The following is a 23,166-nucleotide window of genomic DNA, read 5'->3' as shown; positions in this document are numbered from 1 at the left end:
CTTTCGGGCACCTATGCCCGCTGTGCATTTAGATTTGCAGCACCGACTACAGGAACGATGTTCACATGCTAACAATCCGTCTTGCCCTTGGCGGCTCCAAAAAGCGCCCGTTTTACCACTTGACCGTAACTGACAGCCGCAACCCACGTGACGGCTCTCACAAGGAACAAGTTGGCTTCTTCAACCCGATCGCTCGTGGTCAAGAAGTTCGTCTGTCCGTGAACCAAGAGCGCGTAGCCTACTGGCTGAGCGTTGGCGCACAGCCATCCGAGCGCGTTGCCAAGCTGTTGAAAGACTCGGCTAAGGCCGCAGCCTGAGCAATATGAACGCGACGCCAGCTGTTGCTGATGATTTGATCGTTATCGGCAAGATTTACTCTGTTCATGGCGTTCGCGGCGAAGTGAAGGTGTATTCCTTTACTGATCCGACTGAAAACCTGTTGCAGTACAAAACCTGGACGCTCAAGCGCGAAGGGAGTGTGAAACAGGTCGAGCTGGTCAGTGGACGCGGGAGCGACAAGTTCCTGGTCGCAAAGCTCAAGGGTCTTGATGATCGTGAAGAAGCTCGTCTTCTGGCCGGTTATGAGATCTGCGTGCCGCGCAACCTGTTCCCTGAATTGACCGACGGCGAGTACTACTGGTACCAGCTGGAAGGTCTGAAGGTTGTTGATCAACTCGGGCAATTGCTCGGGAAAATCGACCATCTTCTGGAAACCGGCGCCAATGATGTAATGGTGGTCAAGCCTTGCGCTGGCAGCCTGGATGATCGCGAACGCCTGTTGCCCTATACGGAGCAATGCGTGTTGGCCGTCGACCTGGCCGCGGGCGAGATGAAGGTGGAATGGGATGCGGACTTCTAAGCGTGGCTAATTTGCGCATTGAAGTGATCAGTTTGTTTCCCGAGATGTTCTCCGCCATCAGCGAGTACGGCATCACCAGTCGGGCGGTGAAACAGGGGCTGTTGCAGCTCACCTGTTGGAACCCGCGAGACTACACGACGGATCGACATCACACTGTGGACGATCGCCCATTTGGCGGTGGCCCGGGCATGGTGATGAAGATCAAGCCCCTGGAAGACGCGTTGGCCCAGGCCAAGGCCGCAGCCGGGGAGAAGGCGAAGGTAATTTACCTGTCCCCTCAAGGCCGTCAGCTGAAACAGGCTGCGGTACGCGACATGGCGAATGAGGTAGCATTGATCCTGATTGCCGGTCGCTATGAAGGCATTGACGAGCGTTTTATAGATGCTCATGTCGATGAAGAGTGGTCGATTGGGGACTATGTGCTGTCTGGCGGCGAGCTGCCAGCGATGGTCCTGATAGATGCGGTTACACGACTGCTGCCTGGAGCTTTAGGGCATGCGGACTCCGCGGAGGAAGATTCCTTCACGGATGGTTTGCTGGATTGCCCGCACTACACCCGACCGGAGGTGTATGCGGATCAGCGTGTTCCCGACGTATTGCTAAGTGGCAATCACGCACACATCCGGCGTTGGCGTTTACAGCAGTCCCTTGGTCGGACCTATGAACGACGCGCCGATCTTCTGGAAAGCCGCTCGCTTTCTGGAGAAGAGAAGAAGCTGCTCGAGGAATACATCCTCGCGCGGGACGATAGTTAACAACGTATCGATGGTAGGTCCATTGACTTACCTTAGGAGCACAGCATGACTAACAAAATCATCCTTGCACTCGAAGCAGAGCAGATGACCAAAGAGATCCCTACCTTTGCCCCGGGCGACACCATTGTCGTTCAGGTGAAAGTGAAGGAAGGCGACCGTTCGCGTCTGCAAGCGTTCGAAGGCGTGGTAATCGCCAAGCGTAACCGTGGTGTGAACAGTGCTTTCACTGTTCGTAAAATCTCCAACGGTGTTGGCGTAGAGCGTACTTTCCAGACCTACAGCCCGCAAATCGACAGCATGGCCGTTAAACGTCGCGGTGACGTACGTAAAGCCAAGCTGTACTACCTGCGTGACCTGTCCGGTAAAGCAGCTCGCATCAAGGAAAAACTGGCTTAAGTCCAGCTTCCCGATGCAGAAAAAAGCAGCCTACGGGCTGCTTTTTTGTGCCTGAAATTTGTCTATTTGCCGGTATTTGTTAATGACCACCCGCCTCGAAGAAATCCAGCGCCGCACCGACCTGTCCGTGACCCATGTGACCAAGGCAGTGTTTCCGCCGACCACCAACCACCACAACACGCTGTTCGGCGGCACCGCGCTGGCCTGGATGGATGAAGTGTCGTTCATCACCGCCACGCGGTTTTGCCGGTTGCCGTTGGTGACGGTTTCCACCGACCGTATCGACTTCAATCATGCGATCCCTGCTGGCTCCATCGTTGAGCTGATCGGCCGGGTGATCAAAGTGGGTAACACCAGCCTCAAGGTTGAAGTGGAAGTGTTTGTCGAGAGCATGAGTGCCGATGGCCGTGAAAGGGCGATCCAGGGTGTGTTCAGCTTTGTGGCGATTGATGCCGATAAGCGGCCGGTGCCGGTGTTGCCTGGGTTTGTTGACTGATCCTGGACCGAGTCGCGGCTATCGCAGGCAAGCCAGCTCCCACATTTGATCAGTGTCGGTCACAAATCATTGGCCAGATAGAAAACCCGTGTGGGAGCTGGCTTGCCTGCGATAGGATCTAACAGACACCACAGAAGCCCGCCTGAGCCCCTATGCCCGCCATCGACCACCCCTTGATCGACCGCTTCCTCGACGCCCTCTGGCTGGAAAAAGGCCTGTCGGACAACACCCGCCAGGCCTACCGCAGCGACTTGGCCCTGTTCAATGGCTGGCTGCAGGAAAAAAACCTCGAACTGCCCAACGCCGGCCGCGAGCTGATCCTCGATCACCTGGCCTGGCGCCTTGAGCAGAACTACAAGCCGCGTTCCACTGCGCGATTCCTCTCTGGTGTGCGTGGCTTCTATCGCTACTTGCTGCGGGAAAAACTGATTACCCTCGACCCGACCCTGCAAGTCGACATGCCACAACTCGGCAGGCCGTTGCCCAAATCTTTGTCGGAAGCCGACGTCGATGCCTTGCTCGCCGCCCCAGACCTGAGCGAAGCCATCGGCCAGCGCGACCGCGCCATGCTGGAGGTGTTGTACGCCTGCGGCCTGCGGGTGACCGAGTTGATCAGCTTGACCCTGGAACAGATCAACCTGCGCCAGGGCGTGTTGCGGGTGATGGGCAAGGGCAGCAAGGAGCGACTGGTGCCGATGGGCGAGGAAGCGATCGTGTGGGTCGAGCGTTACATGCGCGACGGGCGCAGTGAGTTGCTCGGCGGGCGCCCCAGCGATGTGCTGTTTCCCAGCCTGCGTGGCGAGCAGATGACCCGCCAGACGTTCTGGCACCGGATCAAGCATCAAGCCAAGGTCGCGGGTATCGGCAAGAGCCTGTCGCCCCATACATTGCGTCACGCTTTTGCCACCCATTTGCTCAACCACGGGGCGGATTTGCGCGTCGTACAAATGCTGCTCGGTCACAGCGACTTATCCACAACCCAGATCTACACCCACGTGGCACGTGCACGCTTGCAGGATATGCACGCCAAGCACCACCCGCGTGGCTGAAAACCGCCAATTTGTCCCGCTGCGGGCTGCCCTTGCGCCCAACTGTGGTAGGCTTTGCCGGTTAGCAAAGGGGACGGCCCAGGCCTGTGTTTCCAAGCGGCGTCAATGCCCGTCCCTGCATCTGCCTTCAGGAGTTCCCATGCGCTTGACCCAGATTATTGCCGCCGCAGCCATTGCGTTGGTTTCCACCTTTGTTGTCGCCGATGACGCTGCCGAGCAGACCATCCGCAAGAGCCTGGCCAACCTGCAACTCGACACGCCGATCGAAAGCATCAGCGCCAGCCCCATGGCCGGCCTGTATGAAGTCAAGCTCAAGGGCAGCCGCGTGCTGTACGCCAGTGCCGACGGCCAGTACATTGTCCAGGGCTATCTGTTCCAGTTGAAGGACGGCAAGCCGGTCAACCTCACCGAGAAAGCCGAGCGCCTGGGCGTGTCCAAGCTGATCAATGGTATTCCGGTGGCCGAGACCGTGGTTTACCCGGCCATCGGCGAGACCAAGACCCACATCACCGTGTTCACCGACACCACCTGCCCGTACTGCCACAAGCTGCACGCCGAAGTGCCTGCGCTGAACAAGCTGGGCGTGGAAGTCCGCTACGTCGCGTTCCCGCGCCAGGGCCTGGGCTCACCGGGTGACGAGCAGTTGCAAGCCGTGTGGTGCTCGGCCGACAAGAAGGCGGCCATGGACAAGATGGTCGATGGCAAGGAAATCAAGGCGGCCAAATGCGCCAACCCGGTTTCCAAGCAGTTCGCCTTGGGCCAGTCCATCGGTGTGAACGGTACACCGGCCATCGTTTTGGCCGACGGCCAAGTGATTCCGGGCTACCAGCCGGCACCACAAGTTGCCAAACTGGCGCTCGGTGCCAAATAAACCAGCATCGTCGAAGCGTCGACGATCAAGGCTCGCTGACACGTCGGCGGGTCGTTAATTGCAAGCCGCAGTCGTGCGGCTGTTTTCCACGGCCGACCTAGCGTCGGCCGTTTCATGGGGAGTTCTTCAGTGAAACCGGTCAAAGTAGGCATCTGTGGGTTAGGGACCGTCGGTGGCGGCACCTTCAACGTACTTCAGCGTAATGCTGAAGAAATTTCCCGCCGTGCAGGTCGCGGGATTGAAGTGGCGCAAATTGCCACGCGTTCGCCAAAGCCTCAGTTCGAAACGACCGGTATTGCGATTACCAACGATGTTTTCGCCGTGGCCACCAACCCTGAAATCGATATCGTCATCGAGCTGGTCGGCGGCTACACCGTGGCCCGCGAGCTGGTGCTCAAGGCGATCGAGAACGGCAAGCACGTGGTCACCGCCAACAAGGCGCTGATCGCCGTGCACGGCAACGAGATCTTCGCCAAGGCCCGCGAGAAGGGCGTGATCGTGGCGTTCGAAGCCGCCGTGGCCGGTGGTATCCCGGTGATCAAGGCGATCCGTGAAGGCCTGTCCGCCAACCGTATCAACTGGGTCGCCGGCATCATCAACGGCACCGGCAACTTTATCCTCACCGAAATGCGCGAGAAGGGCCGCACTTTCGAAGACGTGCTGGCCGAAGCCCAGGCCCTGGGTTACGCCGAAGCCGATCCGACCTTTGACGTGGAAGGCATCGACGCGGCGCACAAGCTGACCATCCTGGCGTCCATCGCCTTTGGTATCCCGCTGCAGTTCGACAAGGCCTACACCGAAGGCATCACCAAGCTGACCACCGCCGACGTGAACTACGCCGAAGCCCTGGGCTACCGCATCAAGCACCTCGGCGTTGCGCGCAGCACCCCAGCCGGTATCGAGCTGCGTGTGCACCCGACACTGATCCCGGCCGACCGCCTGATTGCCAACGTCAATGGCGTGATGAACGCCGTGATGGTCAATGGTGATGCTGCCGGTTCGACCCTGTTCTACGGCGCCGGCGCCGGCATGGAGCCGACTGCTTCGTCGGTGATCGCCGACCTGGTGGACGTGGTTCGCGCCATGACCAGCGACCCGGAAAACCGCGTGCCGCACCTGGCCTTCCAGCCGGACTCGCTGTCGGCCCACCCGATCCTGCCGATCGAAGCCTGCGAAAGCGCCTACTACCTGCGCATCCAGGCCCAGGATCACCCGGGCGTGTTGGCCCAGGTCGCCAGCATCCTGTCGGAGCGCGGTATCAACATAGAGTCGATCATGCAGAAGGAAGTCGAGGAGCAAAACGGCCAGGTGCCGATGATCCTGCTGACCCACCGCGTGCTTGAACAGCACATGAACGATGCCATCCAAGCACTGGAAGCTCTTCAGGGCGTGGTTGGGCCGGTCGTCCGTATTCGCGTCGAACATTTGAATTAATTTAGCTGCAAGCTATTAGCTACAAGCTGCAAGTGGAAGCCGATTCGCTTTAACTTGCAGCTTGTAGCTTGAAGCTTGAAGCCCAAACCAAAGGTTTGCTTTCATGCGCTACATCAGCACCCGCGGCCAGGCACCGGCCCTGAATTTCGAAGACGTCCTGCTGGCAGGCCTTGCCACTGACGGCGGCCTGTACGTGCCGGAAAACCTGCCACGCTTCACCCAGGAAGAAATCGCCTCCTGGGCCGGCCTGCCGTACCACGAGCTGGCGTTCCGGGTGATGCGCCCGTTCGTCACCGGCAGCATCCCGGATGCGGATTTCAAGAAGATCCTCGAAGAGACCTACGGCGTGTTTTCCCACAGCGCCATCGCGCCATTGCGCCAGCTGAACGGCAACGAGTGGGTCCTGGAACTGTTCCACGGCCCGACCCTGGCGTTCAAGGACTTCGCCCTGCAACTGCTGGGTCGCCTGCTCGACTACGTGCTGCAAAAGCGCGGCGAGCGTGTGGTGATCATCGGCGCGACTTCCGGTGATACCGGTTCGGCCGCCATCGAGGGCTGCAAGCACTGCGAAAACGTCGACATCTTCATCCTGCACCCGCACCAGCGCGTGTCGGAAGTGCAGCGTCGCCAGATGACCACCATCTTTGGCGAGAACATCCACAACATCGCCATCGAAGGCAACTTCGATGACTGCCAGGAAATGGTCAAGAACAGCTTCGCTGACCAGAGCTTCCTCAAAGGCACGCGCCTGGTGGCGGTGAACTCGATCAACTGGGCGCGGATCATGGCCCAGATCGTCTACTACTTCCATGCCTCGCTGCAGTTGGGCGGGCCGGCGCGTTCGGTGTCGTTCTCGGTGCCGACCGGCAACTTCGGCGACATCTTCGCCGGTTACCTGGCGCGCAACATGGGCTTGCCGATCAACCAGTTGATCGTCGCCACGAACCGCAACGATATCCTGCACCGCTTCATGAGCGGCAACCGGTACGTCAAGGAAACCCTGCACGCCACGCTGTCGCCGTCGATGGACATCATGGTCTCGTCGAACTTCGAACGCCTGCTGTTCGACATGCACGGCCGCAACGGCGCGGCGATTGCCGGCTTGATGGACACCTTCAAGAGCGGTGGCGGTTTCAGCGTTGAAGAAGAGCGCTGGACCGAAACCCGCAAGCTGTTCGACTCCCTGGCTGTCGATGACGCAGAGACCTGCGAAACCATCGCCGACGTCTACGCCCAGACCGGCGAGCTGCTGGACCCACACACCGCCATCGGTGTGAAGGCCGCCCGCGAATGCCGGCGCAGCCTGGACATCCCGATGGTGATCCTCGGCACCGCGCACCCGGTGAAATTCCCGGAAGCGGTGGAGAAGGCAGGTGTTGGCAAGGCGCTGGAGTTGCCGGCGCACTTGGCAGACCTGTTCGAGCGTGAAGAGCGTTGCACCGTGTTGGCCAATGATCTGAAAGCGGTGCAGGCGTTTGTCAGCCAGCACGGCAATCGTGGCAAACCGCTCTGATCCAACGGCGTTGCGAGGTTGCTCAAGCCCGTCTTCGTGACGGGCTTTTTCATTGGGGCACGCCATACTCCAGTGGGCAATCGACTAAAAAAGAGAGGAAACCAACCCGGTGCGTTTATTGAGCCAGAGGTGTGTGTGGCTGCTGTGTTTGCTCTTGCTTGGTCAATCGCCGGCAAGCCTGGCCGCCGACAGCCTGCCGTTCAAACTGGTGCCGGCGTTTACCCCGCTCGCCCCCTTGCCGCTGACGGCAGGCGAGCAGCAATGGCTGGCGAGCCATCGGACACTGAAGGTCGGCATTTCCATTGCTGACTACCAGCCGATTGATATCACCCGTGACCATAATCGCTACCAGGGCATCAGCGCCGACTACCTGAGCCTCGTCGGCGCGCGCCTCGATGTGCCCATGCAGGTGATGGGCTTCGCTGAGCGGGCGCAGGCGGTGGAAGCCTTGCGCAGTGGCGCCATCGATATCCTGACCAGCGCCAACGGTTATGAGCGGGATGTGCCTGGGTTGCGGTTTACCCGCGACTACATGCCGGACCGTTCGGTGGTGGTCGTGCGCCGCGACGACACCACGCAGAACGACGACCTTGAGGGCAAGAAGGTGGTCTTGCTGGAGGGCTATGCCAATGTCGGCAACGTGCATCGGGCTTACCCCGCCAGCCACATCATGCTGGCTCCGAACCTCTACAGCGGCCTGGAAGCGTTGAACCAGGGGGATGCCGATGCCTTTATCGGCAATGAAGTGATTGTGCGTGCCTACAAGTCATTGCGTCCTTACCTGGGTTTGCAGATCAACGTGGAGAGCCGGCTGGCGCCGATTGGCTTTGCCTTTGCTTCGCGTACGGCCGACCCGCTGTTGGGGGGCATGATGGACCGGGCCCTGGCAAGTATCGACGAGTCGATACAACGTGAAATCCTCGCGCGCTGGACCACCGGCCTGGGGGTGGGCATCGCCGCAGACCGCATCGAGCTGTCGGCCCAGGAGCAAGCCTGGTTGTTGCATCATCCCCATGTGGTGGTGGTGTCCCAGCAACAGTCGCCGTACATCTTCAAGGACAAGGACGGCCAATGGGTCGGCCTGAACGTCGATCTGCTCAACCGGATCTCACGCATGACGGGCTTGCAGTTCGTGATGGAGGAGGTGTCTTCCACCGCGCAGACCCTGGAGTTACTGGCAGCGGGCAGGGCGGATATGAACACCACGCTGGCGGAGAACCAGGAGCGCAGGCGATTCCTGGATTTCAGCCATGGTTTTGGTGGTGCCGGCTGGGTGTTTGTCCAGCGCAGCGACACGCCGCTACTGGCCAGCTTGAGTGAGCTTTCTGGCCAGGTCTTGGCGTTGCCGGCCCGGCATGTGCTGGAAAATTTCATTCGCCGTGAACACCCAGGCATCGAGATTCTCTCCGTCGACAACTATACCCAGGCCCGTGACCAGGTGATCCAGGGGCATGCAGCGGCGACGATCCAGAATGAAGTGGAGGTGCAGAGCTACCCGTCCGACGGCTTGCGCATCGGGCGCAGCGTGGAGGGCAAGTGGTCGTCCAACAGCCTGGTGGTGCGCAAGGACCAGCCCGAGCTGTTGAGCATTGTGAACAAGGCGCTGGAAGCGATGCCGGTGGCCGAGTTGAGCGCGCTGCGTTTGCGCTGGCTGGGCACGGTGCCGATCCCGACGTCGGCTTGGCAGCGTGTGCCGCCATGGGCCTATTGGACGGTCGCGATGGCGCTGTTGTGTGTGTTGGTATCGCTGGTCTGGAATAGCCGGCTCAAGCGGCAGATCCAGCAGCGCCTGGTGGCCGAGCAACGACTGAGCGATCAGTTGGCCTTCAAGCGTGCCCTGCTGGATGGCATGCCCAATCCGGTCTTTGTAAGGGACCTGGCTGGCCGGTTGGTGACCTGTAACACCCGCTATGAGCAGCAACTGGCCACCCGGCGGGAGCTGATCCAGGGCCTGACCCTGATGGAAAGCGGCCTGATGCCGGAGGCCACGGCCGCACGCCTGCATGCCGGGCACATGGAGCAGTTGGCGACGCAGCAATCGTTGTTTGTTGATCGGCAACTGGAGTTCAACGGCGGGACTTTCCACGTTTACCAATGGACGGTGCCGTTTTTCGATGCGCGCGGCCAGCTGCAAGGGCTGCTTGGCGGGTGGATCGATATCAGTGAGCGCAAGGTCCTGGAGCATCAGCTGATGGACGCACGCCAGGCCGCTGATGACGCGAACTACGCAAAAAGTGCGTTTCTCTCCACACTCAGTCACGAAATTCGCACTCCCATGACCGCCATCATCGGCTTGCTTGAGTTGGAGCAGGAACGCGCCTTGGCCGAGGGCAAGCGTGTCTCCGAAGCGCTACAGGTGGCCCATCGTTCGGCACGTGAGCTGATTGAGTTGATGGGCGATAGCCTGGACCTGGCCAAGATCGAAGCAGGCCATTTGCAACTGGTGCCGCAGACCACTGACCTGAAGGGTTTTTTCGAAGGCATCCAGCGGCTGTTTGAGGCGATGGCGGGTAAAAAAGGCCTGGGTTTTACCCTGGCGTTCGACCCGGCGGCGCAAGGGAGTTATTGGTTCGACCCGCTGCGGTTGCGGCAGGTCATGCATAACCTGGTGGGCAACGCTTTGAAGTTCACCGAGCTGGGTGAGGTCCGTCTTAGCGTCGTGACTCAGCGCGATGCCTCCGGGGCTGAATTTCTGCACCTGTGTGTCGAAGACAGTGGGCCAGGGATTGGCATTGAACAGCAGGCGCGGGTGTTCAAGCCGTTTGTCCAGATCAGCCCGCTGACAGCGGCGCAACATGGCGGGACGGGGTTGGGCTTGAGCATTTGCCAGCAGCTGGTGGAGTTGATGGGCGGCACGATCTCCCTGAGCAGCGCGGCGGGCGAGGGCACGACGATTTGCATTGACCTGTATTTGCAGCGGGTCAGAGGCGACGACAGGCCAACTGAGCCTGCAGCGGTCCTGCAGGCTGCCGGTCGCCGTTTGTCGGTGCTGATCGTCGATGACCTGCCGGCCAACCGCCTGGTGCTGGCTCAGCAACTGCAATTCCTCGGCCACCGGGTGGTGGCCTTCGACTCGGCCGAGTCGGCCTTGCAGTGCTGGCGCGATGACGCCTTTGACGTGCTGGTGACGGATTGCAACATGCCGGGCATGTCCGGCTATGCCTTGAGCAAAGCCGTGCGCGGGATTGAAACGCAAGAGCAGCGACCGCGCACTGCGCTGGTGGGATGCACCGCCAATGCCATGGAGGATGAGCGCCAACGTTGCCTGGCGGCGGGGATGGATGAGCTGCTGGTCAAGCCGGTGACCCTTGAGCATTGGGCCAGGGTCCTCGCCCGCGTGGGCCCGGCGCGCACCTTCAATATCCACACCTTGCAGGCGATGACCCAGGCCGATGGGCCGGTCCTGCAGCGCATGCTGGAAGAGTTGGCGAAGAGCCTGGAACATGAACACGATGGGATCAAGACGGCGTTGGCGGGTCAGGACTTTCCAGGAGTAATGGCTTCACTGCATCGCCTCAAGGGCATTTGCTGCCTGGTGGATGCGCTGCCGCTGGCCAAGGCGTGTGTGGGGCTTGAGGGCTGCCTGCGTGAGCAGCGCATTGACGAGGTTGACGCGCTATGGCGCATGCTGGATGAGGCGCTGGCAGCATTCAGGGTGGAGTTGGGCACCCATTTGCATCCGCAAGAATAGGACGCGTCCTATGGGGCGCGCATGGCCTTTTGCGTAGTCTGCGCAACCTTGCTTCTGCGTCTTAGAGTTCGCCATGCGCTCCCTCAATGTCTTGATCCTCGAAGATCACCCGTTCCAACTGATGGCCCTGCACCAGATGCTCAATGCCAACGGTGTCTTCAATGTCATGACCGCCGAAACCGTAGAGGCCGCCCGGCAGTCGTTGGCGAGCAAGGGGCCGGTGGACATTGCTATTTGCGACCTCTATCTGGAACAAGGCGATGCCCTTGAACTGATTCGCGAATTGGGTGAGCAGCGCCAGGCTCAGGTGCTGATCCTGCTAAGCAATGCTCAGCAGGATGTGTTGGCAGGGGTCGCCAGCATGGCGCGCCAGGCCGGGTTGAATGTCCTGCGCTGTTTGCCCAAACCCGCCTCGGCCCAGTTGGTTGGGCAACTGTTGACGGCTTGCCTGCAACACTTGCGTCCGGGGCCGCAGGTCGTGTCCTGGGATAAGGTGCGCCAACTGTTGGGGCTCGGTGAGCTGGATGAGTTGCCGCCTTCGGTGGATGCCTGTCAGGTGGCCATCGCGCGCTACGCCAGCGCCAGCTTCCAGCCTATCGTCTGCCAGGCCGGCGTAGTGCAGGGGGTTGAGGTGCTGGCGCGCTGGTATCTGCCTGACGGCGGAGTGTTACTGCCCCATGAGTTCCTGCCGGTGCTGGAGTTTGCCGGCATGGAGGAGGCGTTTACCTGGCATGTGCTGGAAGAGGCCCTGGGTTTTGTCAGCCAGATCGTGTCGGACACGGGCGAGCTCTTGCCGGTGGCGGTGAATATTCCCGGGCGGATGCTCGAACATGCGCATTTTCCCCAGGCGCTGCAGCGCTTGCTGCAACGCCATGCCGTGCCAGCTCATAGCCTCACGCTGGAGCTGGTCGAAACCACGCGGCTGAACACCGACAGCGCGCATGTCAGCAGCTTGCTGCGTTTACGGATGATCGGCTGCAAGTTGTCTATCGGTGACTTCGGCGTCGGCGGTACCAGTTTGCAGCGTTTGCTGGAGCTGCCGTTCACTGAACTGAAAATACCCCCGGCCTTTGCCAGTGGCGTGGCGAGTGATGAGCGCAAAGTGGCCGTCGTCGCAGGCGCCATGAGCATGGCCAGCCGCATGGGCATGAACGTGGTGGTGACGGGGATTGAAACCGCAGCCGATCGTGACGCGGTCGCTACGCTGGGCCCTGCCTGGTTGCAAGGTTGCCTGATTGCACCGCCAATGGATGCCCAGGCACTGAAAGCGTGGATCGGCTACCCGGTCAGGCCAAGCCATGCTCCTGCACGTAGATAAACAATGATGCGTCGGTACTGAGCCCCAGCTTGCGCATGGCGCTGACTTTTTGCGCGCTGACCGTCTGCTTGCTGCGATGCAGGTGTGCCGCGATCTCGCCAACGGTCAGCCCTCTTGCCAGCAGGCGAATCACCTCCAATTCGCGGGGCGACAGCTGCTCGTGGGACTGCAATCGATCCGTGCCCAGCGCGCTCAGCGCCTGGCGAATGGTGTGGGCTACATAGCAGCGCTGCTGGCGGACCTGTCGGACGGCTTCAGGCAATTCATCCGCGAGGCTGGCTTTGCTCAGCAGGCCCATGACACCCAGCTCCAGGATGGCGTGAAACAACCCCGCGTTGTTGAGCATGGTCACCACGACAATGGGCAGCGACGGATGATGGCGGCGCAGTTGGTCGATCAGGCGCAAGCCGTCGGCCTGGGGTTCGCCAGGCATCATGAAATCGGTGATCAGCAGGTCGCAGGCACAGTGTTGCAACAATTGGGTCAGGGATTGGGGAGAGTTGGCTTCGCCGACAATCTCCAGTTGTTCATCGCGCTCCAGGACCGCCCGCAGACCAATCAGGAAAATCGGATGGTCGTCGGCAAGGATGATGCGCAAGGGTTTTTCAGGTGCGCTTCTCAAAGTAGGTTCCCCGGGCAATTCGGGGATTCTAGCCTGTTAACCCTGTGGTGGTTGCAGGTGGGGTTTTAATGGTGCATAAAAACGCCGCTTTGCATTCCTTGGGTTAGCGACGTTTTTTGTTTTTGGCAGGCCCGGCCGAGCGCTATGAGAATAGCTTCTGCGCGACCACGATCACGGTGCCGACAGCGGCATAAAAGCCTGTTGCGATAGCCACGGGGTACCAGAAAATCTCACAGGTTATCTTCAGCGATTCCTTGTTGAGTTTGTTTTGCTCAGCATTCATTTTGTTTTGCTCAGCGTTCATACGTGCTATTTCAGCAAAAATACGTGATACCTCGGCGTGCATTCTGTCTGCCGACGTCTGCTGTTCATTGTGTTCCGCCATCGTCTTCATCCTTTGCTATAAGGGCCTTTTGACATGCGCTTTTATCTGCATCACAGCGTCACCAGCGCTCACCGAGTATAGGATTCACCTCTGGCCCGAGCCGTCGGCAACCCCCAAAACAGTCGCCCATTGCGTAAGCAGTTATGTGCGCCGTTTTTTGCTTGTCATGTTGCAAGCGCATGCTGGAATCCGTCACCCCTGACGGCCCCATAAAGACGATAAAGCGAACTTTCCTACGTCACAAACAGTCACTTAGGATAGATGCAGCTCCCGTTGAACCGATTGTTCCTGAACTATTGAGTGGTGATCGAGATGGAAAGTATCAGCCTATTGCTCGAAGAAGCACTGAGCCCTTATCAGGTTACGCTGACCACCTCCGGTGTGCAGGACGAGTGCCTGGTCACCGTGAAGAACCCTGCTGGCGCCATCGTGGTCGAGCGTGAAGTCGACCGCACGCAATTGATGGACAAGCGTGTGCTGGTGGACGTGGTGGATTGCCTGCTGCGCGATATCAAGATTGCCGAAGGGCGTCTGGAACCCTCGGTCATTGCGGCGTTGCGCAACGCTGCCCAGACCCGCAGCGCCGCCGCTGCATGAAGAATTGTTTAATCGTGGAAACTTCCTACAGCATGGCCGGTCAGATTTCGTAACAGCAAGAGCAAACATTGTGCTCCGGTGTTTGCGCCTTGTTGTACTGGTCTTTATAGGCCACGTTTAACCCCGAAGTGTCTCCCCACTCTTCGGGGTTTCTTTTTGCCTGCGATTTGTCAGGGCTCTGGCGAATCCTGGAAGAAGCTGGGGTTGTCCCGCAGGTAATGCTCGCGCATCACCGGGTCCAGCCACGAGGCGTAGGACTGCTGCACCTGTTCCAGTGGGATCTCCAGCAGCAGCTGATTGATGCGCTGAATGATCTGACGCCCCTGAGGCGTATCCGAGCAACCGATGTGGGTGCGTTGGTAGGGCGCTGAGCCTTTGATCGGGTAAAAGCTCAGGTCAGCGGAAGGGATGCCCTGCTGCATGGCGTGATAGCGGATTTCCGGCCAGTAACCCAGTACCGCTTCCAGGCGCCCCAGGCGTTGCATTTGCAGCAGGCTGCCCAGGGCATCGTTGCCGTAGTGAAGGGCGAGCTTGTGCGCATCGGCCTGCTTGAGCTGTTGATCGACGACCGGCCCGTAACTGCGTTCGGCGATGGCGCCCACCCGTGCTTTATGGGCATCGAAAAAGGCCTGCAGGTCGAACTGGCCATCGACGATATAGGGCACCATCGCGTCCTCCTGGCTATGCCGGATCGTGATGCCATTGCTGGCGACCACAAACGCCTGGCTGGAGAACACGATGTAGTTGGCTCGCTCCGCCGTCCACAGCAATGAAGGATCGCAGGTGAGTGTGGTCGGTTCGCGCATCATCTGCATGCCGCGCGCGCGATTGACGTGCAGGACCTGATGTTGATAGTCCGGCAAGTGCTCGATGAGGATCGGCAACAGTTGGTCCAGTGCGCCCTGGCCTTTGCGCGGCCCCTCGAAAATGGTCAGCGGCGGCAGGTCGCGCAACAACCAGGTCAACGTCTCGCCGGCGTGCGCCGACAGGGGCCAGCCGCTGAACAACGAGGCGACAAGGCAGAGCTGCACCCACCCGCGTTTGCACCGAAGCACCATCAGATCGCGCCTGCCTCACGCAAGCGGGCAATGGCGGCGGCGTCGTAACCCAGGCTCTCCAGCAGCACACCATTGTGTTCACCCAACTGCGGCCCCACCCACTCGCAGCTGCCGGGGGTGTCCGACAACTTGGGCACGATGCCGGGCATCTTGAAGTCCTTGCCGCCGGGCAGTTGCGCCTTGAGGAACATTTCCCGGGCGAGAAATTGCGGGTCGCCCAGCATGTCCTCGGCACTGTAGATGCGGCTGGCGGGCACCTCGGCTTTGTTCAAGGCCTCGACCACTTGCTCCAGCGACAATGAATTGACCCAGCGATCAATCACGCCATACAGCTCATCGCGACGGGTATCGCGCCCGTCATTGCTGGCCAGTACCGGGTCGTTGGCCAGGTCTTCGCGACCGATGGCCAGCATGAAACGCTTGAAGATCGCATCCCCGTTGGCGCCGATCTGCACATGCTTGCCGTCGGCGCTGGTATGGATCGACGACGGCGTAATGCCGGGCATGATGTTGCCGGTGCGCTCGCGGATAAACCCGAACACGTCGAACTCGGGAATCATGCTTTCCATCATGGCGAAGATGGCTTCATACAGCGCCACATCCACCACCTGGCCCAAGCCGCCGTTGACCTCGCGATGCCGCAGGGCCATCAGCGCGCCGATCACCGCCCACAGCGCGGCAATCGAGTCGCCGATGGAGATCCCGGTACGCACGGGCGGGCGGTCCTCGAAACCGGTGATATAGCGCAGCCCGCCCATGGATTCGCCCACCGCGCCAAACCCCGGCTGGTCCTTCATCGGCCCGGTCTGGCCGAACCCCGACAGGCGCACCATCACCAGCTTCGGGTTCAGCGCGTGCAGGGTCTCCCAGCTCAGGCCGAGCTTTTCCAGCACGCCGGGGCGAAAGTTCTCGATCAGGATGTCGGCATCCGCCAGCAACTGCTTGAGAATGGCCAGGCCGTCCGGGTGCTTGAGGTTCAGTGTCAGCGACTTTTTGTTGCGGGCCTGCACAAACCACCACAGCGAAGTGCCTTCATACAACTTGCGCCATTTGCGCAGCGGGTCGCCGCCGTCCGGGGATTCGACCTTGATCACCTCGGCACCGAACTCGGCGCAGATCCGCGAGGCAAACGGGCCGGCGATCAGGGTGCCCAGTTCGATGACTTTCAGGCCGGCAAGGGGTTTGGCATTAAGCGACATGGGGATCCTTACAAACACGGGACGGTGGTGTGATGCCTTTTAACATAGGCGAGCGGCCCATGGATAAGGATGATGCAGCGCAGTATTCGTTGAATGGCCCTGCCATCGGTTAGACTGGCCGCCTTTCCCTGTCTCTAGAAGCCCGTTCATGGCCCAGCCGTCCACGACCTACAAATTCGAACTCAACCTCACCGACCTTGATCGTTCGGTGTACGAGAGCGTCAAACAGACCATCGCCCGCCATCCTTCGGAAACCGAAGAACGCATGACCGTGCGCCTGCTGGCCTACGCCCTCTGGTACAACGAGCACTTGTCGTTCGGCCGTGGCCTGTCAGATGTAGACGAGCCAGCCCTGTGGGAAAAAAGCCTGGATGATCGGGTTTTGCATTGGATCGAAGTTGGCCAGCCGGATGCCGATCGCCTGACCTGGTGCTCGCGTCGCACCGAGCGCACCAGCCTGCTGGCGTACGGCAGCCTGCGCGTGTGGGAAGGCAAGGTAGTGCCGGTGGCCAACAACCTGAAAAACGTGCACATCGCCGCCGTGCCGCAGGAAGTCCTCGAGACCCTGGCCAAGGATATGCCGCGCGTGATCAAGTGGGATGTGATGATCAGCGAAGGCACGATCTTCGTCACCGACGACCGTGGCCAGCATGAAGTGCAACTGCAATGGCTGGTCGGCGAGCGCGGCTGAACCTGTGGAAGCAGGCTTGTGTCGGAGCTGGCTTGTCGGATCGCCGCACCGCTGCGATGCAGGCACCTCGGTGTAACAGTTACACCGCGTTGATGCCATCGCAGGCAAGCCAGCTCCCACAGTTGATATGTGTTGTTTTGAAAACTCCTGTTTAACCGCTGTATCGAAGAGAAGCCTTCCTCACCCCATGCGTATCGATCCCCGCCCGTTGCCCGCCGTCCTGCCGTTTCTCGGTGAATTGCCACCGCTGTTGACCCGTCTCTACGCTGCGCGCGGTGTGCAGTCCGAAGCCGAGCTGGATAAAAGCCTGGCGCGGTTGATCCCCTACCAGCAGCTCAAAGGCATCGACGCGGCGGTGGACTTGCTGGTGACGGCCCTGGAGCAACGCCAGCGCATCCTCATCGTCGGTGACTTCGACGCCGATGGCGCCACCGCCAGCACCGTGGGCACCCTGGGCTTGCGCTTGCTCGGCGCGGCCCACGTGGATTACCTGGTGCCCAACCGCTTCGAGTACGGCTATGGCCTGACCCCGGAAATCGTCGCCGTAGCATTGCAACGCGAGCCGCAGTTGCTGATCACCGTGGACAACGGCATCTCCAGCGTCGAAGGCGTGGCGGCAGCGAAAGCGGCGGGGCTGCAAGTGTTGGTCACCGACCACCACTTGCCGGGCGATGAATTGCCGGCAGCGGACGCCATCGTCAATCCCAACCAGCCGGGCTGTGGTTTCCCGAGCAAGGCCCTGGCTGGCGTGGGCGTGATCTTCTACGTGCTGATGGCCCTGCGCGCGCGTTTGCGCGACCTGGGCTGGTACGCAAACAAACCGCAGCCGAACATCGGCGACTTGCTCGACCTGGTAGCCCTGGGCAGCGTGGCGGACGTGGTACCCCTGGACGCCAACAACCGCATCCTCGTGCACCAGGGCCTGGAGCGCATTCGTGCCGGTCGGGCGCGGCCGGGGATCAAGGCGATCCTGGAAGTGGCCAAGCGCGACGCGGCGCGTATCACCTCCACCGACCTCGGTTTCATCCTCGGCCCACGGCTCAACGCCGCCGGGCGCCTGGATGACATGAGCCTGGGCATCGAATGCCTGCTCACCACCGACGTCGCCGCCGCGCGGGAAATGGCCGCACAACTGGACGGCATGAACCAGGACCGCAAATCCATCGAGCAAGGCATGCAGCGCGAGGCCCTGGCCCAGCTCAAGGACTTGCCGGTGGAGTCGATGCCGTTCGGCTTGTGCCTGTTCGACCCGGAATGGCACCAGGGTGTGATCGGTATCCTGGCGTCACGCATGAAGGAGCGTTACTTCCGCCCGACCATCGCCTTCGCCGACGCCGGTGATGGCTTGCTCAAGGGCTCAGGGCGCTCTGTGCCGGGCTTTCACATCCGTGACGCGCTGGCGGTGGTGGCGAGCCAGCATCCCGACCTGATCGCCAAGTACGGCGGCCACGCGATGGCGGCAGGGCTGACGCTGCACGAAGAAAACTTCCCACTGTTTGCCGAAGCCTTTGATGCTGAAGTGCGTCGGCAATTGCGCGAAGAAGACCTCACTGGTCGTCTACTGTCCGACGGCACCCTGGCGGTGGAAGAGTTCCACCTGGAACTGGCTCGCGCCCTGCGCCACGCCGGCCCGTGGGGGCAGCACTTTCCCGAGCCGTTGTTTCACGGGGTGTTCCAGTTGGTAGAGCAGCGCGTGGTCGGGGAGCGGCACCTGAAGGTGGTGCTCAAGAGCGAATGCGGGTCGGTGAAGCTCGATGGCATTGCATTTGGCGTGGACCGTGACGTCTGGCCGAACCCGACGGTGAAGTGGGTGGAGTTGGCGTACAAGCTGGATGTGAATGAGTTTCGAGGCAATGAGACGGTGCAACTGATGATTGCCCACATCGAACCACGCTAGGTATCAGCCACACCCTCAAACAAATGTGGGAGCGGGCTTGTGTGGGAGCCGGGCTTGCCCGCGATGCAGGCACCTCGGTCTTGCAGTGACACCGAGGTGATGCTATCGCAGGCAAGCCAGCTCCCACAAAAGCCAGCTCCCACAATTAGATCTGTATAAGTCTCAGGCTTACTCGGCCTTGGCCTGATGCTTCACGATGATATCCACCAAGCGCTGCGCCAGCGCCGGGTAGTTCTCGTCGAAGTGATGCCCACCTGGCAGCTTCAACGCTTCACCCACCGCCGTCTTGTCGGTGCAGCCACTCTCATCGACTTCTTCTGCACCGTAGATGCACACCACTTTCTCCGGCGGCAGCTTGGCCATTTCCGGGCCGGTCGCCGCTTCTTTGCCGGCGTTGCCCAGCCAGCCTTCCACTTCGATTTCAAAGCTGCCGGTACGGGCAAAGGCCAGCAGGATGATCGCGTCGACCCGCTGCTGTTCGTTTTCCGGCATGCGGTTGTAGATCGCGGGCAGCACGTCGGCGCCGAACGAGTAACCGGTCAGGACGAAGCGCTTGGTGCCCCACTTCTGCCGGTAGTGCTGCATCAGTTCGGTGAGGTCCTTGGCGCTTTGTTCCGGGGTCTTGTGCTGCCAGTAGTAGCGCAGCGTGTCGATGCCGACCACCGGGTAGCCGATCTTGGCCATCTCGCCGGCCACGTCGCGGTCCAGGTCGCGCCAGCCGCCGTCACCGGAGAGGAACAGGGTCACGGTGTCCTTGGCCTGGCCGGCTGGTACTTCGACCACCGGGATGGCCAGGCCACCGTTGTCCGAACCCACCAGTTGCTTGCGCAGTTCGTTGTTCAGCACTTGCGGGTAGTGAATGTCGTAGTCGCTGATGCTGGTGGTGGCGCGCGGCGTGTCGCGTACGAAACTGGCGCTTTCATCGTCAGGGTTGTCGTTCCACGCCACCAACCAGTTGCCATGGGCTGCGGTTTTCGGCAGCGGGTCCTTGCAGCCTTCCTGTACCAGGGCGAAACCGACGGAGATGGCATTGGCCTTGTCGTCGTTCTGTGTCGCCAGCCAGCGCCAGGCGAGGGCTGCGCCTGGGCCGATGCCGCTGACCAGGGTGGCCGGGCCCTTGAGCTGGGCCAGGGCGCCTTGCAGCGCTTGTTCCTGCAGCTTGCAGTCATCCTTTGGCAGGACCACTTGTACGATTTGTGCCTTGCCGCCCTGGCTTAGGGCGATCAGCTGGCTATCGGTCAGGGTTTCATCCGCCATCACGGCCACGACGACGCGGGCTTTGGGTGTGCCGTTTGGCGTCACGCGGGTGATCGCCGAGCCGTCCGCCTGGGGCAGTTGCTCCAGGGTCGGCTGCGGGGCAGGGCGGTTCCAGTACCAAAAGCCACCGCCCGCGATCAAGGCGAGCAGCACTACAGCGACCAATACATACCGCCAGGAACGTCGAATCATCAGCGTTTCACCAATCCAGTCAAGCCGCCCGCGATCAGGGCGGCGGTATCGGCCAGTGCCACCAGCGGATCAAGTCCTGCGGGCACGGCCATGTAACGGGGTTCCCAGTCAGGCTGGAACTTGTCTTTGAAGCGGCGCAAACCTTGGAAGTTATACAGTTGCTCGCCACGGCGGAACACCATCGAACCCAGGCGTTGGGTCAGTGGGGCGCCGCGGCGTGGTTGCAGGCCCGACAACGGCACCATGCCGAGGCTGAAGCGGGCGTAGCCGTGACTCTTATAGTGTTGAATCAGGCCGACCATCATGAACTCCATGGTCAGCTTGGGCGCGTCCGGGTGCGCACGCATCAGGTCGAGGCTGGCCAGGTCGTGGTTGTAGGTCTCGAGCAGGTTGGCGAAGGCCACCGGGCGCCCTTCGAAGCGAATGATCGCGATGCGAAAGTGCTTGAGGTAGTCGTCGCTGAATCGTCCCAGGGAAAAGCCTTTTTCCCGCACGTTCTTGCCGGTCAGCCAGGCGTCGGAGATGACTTTGAGTTCATCCATCGGCGCCGTGCCCGGTTCATGGATCTCCAGGGACAGGCCGTCCCGGGTGCCACGGTTCCAGGTGTAGCGCAGGTCCTTCATCTCTTTGCCCTTGGCTTCCAGGTCAAAGCGTTTCAGGTCGACGCGGGCTTCTTCGCCCAGCTTGATCGCGGTGAGGCCGATGTCCATGTAGTACGGCAGGTTTTCCGCCCGCACCTGGTAGAACACCGGGCGCGCATGGTGGATGTCGCACAGGTCGCGGAACTGCCAGATCATCTCGGCACGCGGTTGGGTCGGGCCGATCGGATCGTACAAGGCTACCAGGCTGCGGCCGCGACGGGCGTACATGAGGAAAGCTTCATCATTGGGGTGGAACAGCAGCGCTTTGTCGCCGGTCAGCGCCAGGCCGCCGTCGGGCTGGGACGAGGCCATCAGGATCTTGCTGGCGCGTTCCAGTTCTTCCGGGGTCGGCAAGTGGATGATCGGGCGTGCGGTGCGCAGCAACCAGGTCAGCGACACGATCACCAGCAGCACGGCGGCACCCAGCAACGAGCGCAGGCCGCGCGGGGCGTTGGCGTCGAGGGTGAACTGCCACCACAACTGGTGGCTGTAGGGCACGTCTTGATAGGCGAACAGCAGCAGCCAGATCGATGCGCCGAGCACGCAGACGCTGGCCACGAGGTACAGCGGCGAGAACGGCAGTTCGGTCAGGCGGCTGGCGCGGTAGAACGAGCGGCGGAAGATCGCCAGCAGGATCGCCGTCATGGTCATCAGGCTGGCCTCTTCCCAGTCGAAGCCCTTGAGCAGCGAGAGCAGGGCACCGGTCAGCAGCAACACCATGGTCAGCATCCAGGCCGCCGACAAGCGTCGGCGCAAACCCTGGGCGAGCAACAGGCACAACACACCGATCAGGCTGGCGCCAAAGTGCGAGGCGTCAATCAGGCGGTGGGGAATCAGGAAGCCGATGTTTTCCAGGCGTGAGTCGATTTCTGGCGTGGCGCCGGAAAACAGCAGGACCACGCCGGACAAAAAAACCAGGACGGCCAACACCGGTGCCGCCAGGCCAGAGGCGACCCGCAGGCTTTGCTGGGTCTGGAACAGACGCTGCGCTTCATTGACCAGCAGGAACACGCAGGCGATCAGCAATGGCAGGACCACATAGATCATGCGGTACAGCAGCAGGGCGGCGGCCAATGGCGCGGCACCGAGCTTGTCGGCGAAGGCGGCGAGCAGGATCGCTTCGAACACGCCCACACCGCCCGGCACATGGCTGAGCACGCCGGCGGCCAGGGCCAGCAGGTACACCAGCAGGAACGGGCCGAAGGGTGGCGCTTCCGGCAGCAACATATAGAGGACGGTGGCGGCGGCAGCGACGTCCAGTGCGGTGATGATCAGTTGCAGGAAGGTCAGGCGCCGGCCCGGCAGGCGCAGGGTGCGCCGGCCGGCTTTCACCAGCAGGTTGTCCGGGTAGGGTTGCTCTGGCAGGCGGCGGCGATAAATACCGATGCACAACACCGCCGACAACAGCAGCACCGCGCCAGCAATCCCGCCCAGCACCGCTTGCGGCAAATGCAGGTAGGTCGAGGCGGCCGGCAGGTTGCTCAGGGTCGCCAGTGCAGCCAGTGGCGGCAGGGCGGTGCCCAGGGCCAGGCTGGCAAACACGGTCATGTGCGCGACTTCTGAAGCCCCGATGCCATGTCGTGCATATAAACGGTAGCGCACCGAACCGCCGGAGAGCATCGACAAGCCGATGGCATTGCCGATGGCAAAGGCGGTGAAGCCACCGAGGGCCAGGGTCTTGGCCGGCAGGTTCACGCCCGCGTAGCGCGCACCGGAAAACTCATAGCCCAACAGAATGACGAAACCGGCGACCGCTGCAGCAAACGCACCGAGCAGGGCGGGCTTGGGCACTTCCAGGATTGAGTCGTGCAGGGCGTAAAGGTCCAGCTCCAGCAACAAGTGCCGGCAGGCGATCAGGGCGATTGCGAACAGCAACAAGGTGACAGCCAGGCCGATGGGCTGGCGGTACTTGCTCAACAGATCCAGCCAGCGCAAACGGGCGGGAGCGATCGGTTGTTCTGCTGTGACGGTGTCTAGTGGTTCAGACGAGTTGGCGCGCATCAATCACCTCGTGGATTGTGCGCGACAGGATGGAGGTATCCAGCCAAGTTACCAATCCCTATGGACAAAATAATTACAAATATTAACGCGGATCGCCGGGGGCGGCGACAGCGGCCATTGGTCGTAGAGGGCAGCGCTTGAGCATTGAGCATAGCTTGCAATGAGATGGACTCTACAAACCGTCTACGGTTTCATGAAAGATGCCATGTCATTGTTTCAGAAGGACTTTTTCACCGGATACAAA

20 protein-coding genes are annotated in these 23,166 nt (G+C 61.0%); 14 read left to right on the top strand and 6 right to left on the bottom strand.

The window, feature by feature from the left end:
- Positions 1–65: 65 nt before the first annotated feature.
- The 11 genes from rpsP to B348_RS0114315 all read left to right on the top strand — a co-directional run bounded on the left by rpsP (position 66) and on the right by B348_RS0114315 (position 12,382).
- Entirely contained in the window at positions 66–317 is a 252-nt protein-coding gene (gene rpsP, locus B348_RS0114365; RefSeq protein ID WP_003238923.1) for a 30S ribosomal protein S16, read from the top strand.
- A 5-nt stretch (positions 318–322) separates the two neighbouring features.
- Positions 323–859: a ribosome maturation factor RimM gene (gene rimM, locus B348_RS0114360; protein WP_017736776.1), complete on the top strand. Its 537-nt coding sequence runs from the start codon at positions 323–325 to the stop codon at positions 857–859.
- Positions 841–1,614: a tRNA (guanosine(37)-N1)-methyltransferase TrmD gene (gene trmD, locus B348_RS0114355; protein WP_017736775.1), complete on the top strand. Its 774-nt coding sequence runs from the start codon at positions 841–843 to the stop codon at positions 1,612–1,614. Before rimM ends, trmD begins: the two co-directional genes overlap by 19 nt.
- A gap of 45 nt (positions 1,615–1,659) precedes the next feature.
- A complete protein-coding gene (rplS, locus tag B348_RS0114350) occupies positions 1,660–2,010 on the top strand; it encodes a 50S ribosomal protein L19 (protein ID WP_003175895.1) in 351 nt (116 codons plus the stop codon).
- An 82-nt stretch (positions 2,011–2,092) separates the two neighbouring features.
- Positions 2,093–2,506, top strand: a complete 414-nt coding sequence (locus tag B348_RS0114345) for an acyl-CoA thioesterase (protein WP_017736774.1) — start codon at positions 2,093–2,095, stop codon at positions 2,504–2,506.
- 152 nt (positions 2,507–2,658) lie between these two features.
- On the top strand, positions 2,659–3,555 hold the full coding sequence (gene xerD, locus B348_RS0114340) for a site-specific tyrosine recombinase XerD (protein WP_017736773.1): 897 nt from the start codon (positions 2,659–2,661) through the stop codon (positions 3,553–3,555).
- A 139-nt stretch (positions 3,556–3,694) separates the two neighbouring features.
- Positions 3,695–4,426, top strand: coding sequence for a thioredoxin fold domain-containing protein (locus B348_RS0114335; protein WP_017736772.1), 732 nt, complete (start codon positions 3,695–3,697; stop codon positions 4,424–4,426).
- Positions 4,427–4,555: 129 nt separating this feature from the next.
- Positions 4,556–5,860, top strand: coding sequence for a homoserine dehydrogenase (locus B348_RS0114330; RefSeq protein ID WP_026136790.1), 1,305 nt, complete (start codon positions 4,556–4,558; stop codon positions 5,858–5,860).
- A gap of 103 nt (positions 5,861–5,963) precedes the next feature.
- The gene (gene thrC, locus B348_RS0114325) at positions 5,964–7,373 is read left to right on the top strand and encodes a threonine synthase (RefSeq protein WP_017736770.1); all 1,410 of its coding nucleotides are present in this window, start codon (positions 5,964–5,966) and stop codon (positions 7,371–7,373) included.
- Positions 7,374–7,515: 142 nt separating this feature from the next.
- Positions 7,516–11,064, top strand: coding sequence for a transporter substrate-binding domain-containing protein (locus B348_RS0114320; RefSeq protein WP_371105871.1), 3,549 nt, complete (start codon positions 7,516–7,518; stop codon positions 11,062–11,064).
- Positions 11,065–11,137: 73 nt separating this feature from the next.
- Positions 11,138–12,382: an EAL domain-containing protein gene (locus B348_RS0114315; RefSeq protein WP_017736768.1), complete on the top strand. Its 1,245-nt coding sequence runs from the start codon at positions 11,138–11,140 to the stop codon at positions 12,380–12,382.
- Here B348_RS0114315 and B348_RS0114310 read toward each other — a convergent pair.
- Together B348_RS0114310 and B348_RS0114305 are read right to left on the bottom strand one after the other, a co-directional pair.
- On the bottom strand, positions 12,351–13,004 hold the full coding sequence (locus B348_RS0114310; protein ID WP_026136788.1) for a response regulator transcription factor: 654 nt from the start codon (positions 13,002–13,004) through the stop codon (positions 12,351–12,353). The genes B348_RS0114315 and B348_RS0114310 overlap by 32 nt on opposite strands.
- A 142-nt stretch (positions 13,005–13,146) precedes the next feature.
- Entirely contained in the window at positions 13,147–13,389 is a 243-nt protein-coding gene (locus tag B348_RS0114305; RefSeq protein WP_017736766.1) for a hypothetical protein, read from the bottom strand.
- Between the two features lie 312 nt (positions 13,390–13,701).
- Here B348_RS0114305 and B348_RS0114300 point away from each other — a divergent pair, with 312 nt between their 5' ends.
- A complete protein-coding gene (locus B348_RS0114300) occupies positions 13,702–13,986 on the top strand; it encodes a DUF3509 domain-containing protein (protein WP_026136787.1) in 285 nt (94 codons plus the stop codon).
- Between the two features lie 170 nt (positions 13,987–14,156).
- On the opposite strand, the gene B348_RS0114295 is transcribed toward B348_RS0114300, so the two are convergent.
- Entirely contained in the window at positions 14,157–15,044 is an 888-nt protein-coding gene (locus B348_RS0114295) for a TIGR02285 family protein (protein ID WP_017736764.1), read from the bottom strand.
- Entirely contained in the window at positions 15,044–16,243 is a 1,200-nt protein-coding gene (locus B348_RS0114290) for a CaiB/BaiF CoA-transferase family protein (RefSeq protein WP_017736763.1), read from the bottom strand. Before B348_RS0114290 ends, B348_RS0114295 begins: the two co-directional genes overlap by 1 nt.
- A gap of 148 nt (positions 16,244–16,391) precedes the next feature.
- Between B348_RS0114290 and B348_RS0114285 the strand changes: the two genes are divergently transcribed.
- Positions 16,392–16,934: a YaeQ family protein gene (locus B348_RS0114285; protein WP_017736762.1), complete on the top strand. Its 543-nt coding sequence runs from the start codon at positions 16,392–16,394 to the stop codon at positions 16,932–16,934.
- Between the two features lie 187 nt (positions 16,935–17,121).
- Positions 17,122–18,831 (top strand): single-stranded-DNA-specific exonuclease RecJ, encoded by a 1,710-nt coding sequence (gene recJ, locus B348_RS0114280; RefSeq protein WP_017736761.1) that lies wholly within the window; start codon positions 17,122–17,124, stop codon positions 18,829–18,831.
- A gap of 168 nt (positions 18,832–18,999) precedes the next feature.
- On the opposite strand, the gene B348_RS0114275 is transcribed toward recJ, so the two are convergent.
- Both B348_RS0114275 and mprF read right to left on the bottom strand, forming a co-directional pair.
- Complete coding sequence (locus B348_RS0114275) at positions 19,000–20,280, bottom strand: virulence factor family protein (RefSeq protein WP_017736760.1); 1,281 nt, start codon at positions 20,278–20,280, stop codon at positions 19,000–19,002.
- Positions 20,280–22,922, bottom strand: a complete 2,643-nt coding sequence (gene mprF, locus B348_RS0114270; protein WP_017736759.1) for a bifunctional lysylphosphatidylglycerol flippase/synthetase MprF — start codon at positions 22,920–22,922, stop codon at positions 20,280–20,282. Before mprF ends, B348_RS0114275 begins: the two co-directional genes overlap by 1 nt.
- Positions 22,923–23,166 lie beyond the last annotated feature (244 nt).

The sequence above is a fragment of the Pseudomonas sp. CBZ-4 genome, from assembly GCF_000346755.1.
GTDB lineage: Bacteria > Pseudomonadota > Gammaproteobacteria > Pseudomonadales > Pseudomonadaceae > Aquipseudomonas.
Note: the sequence above shows the minus strand (reverse complement) of the source record. Positions and strands in the feature narration are given on the sequence as shown.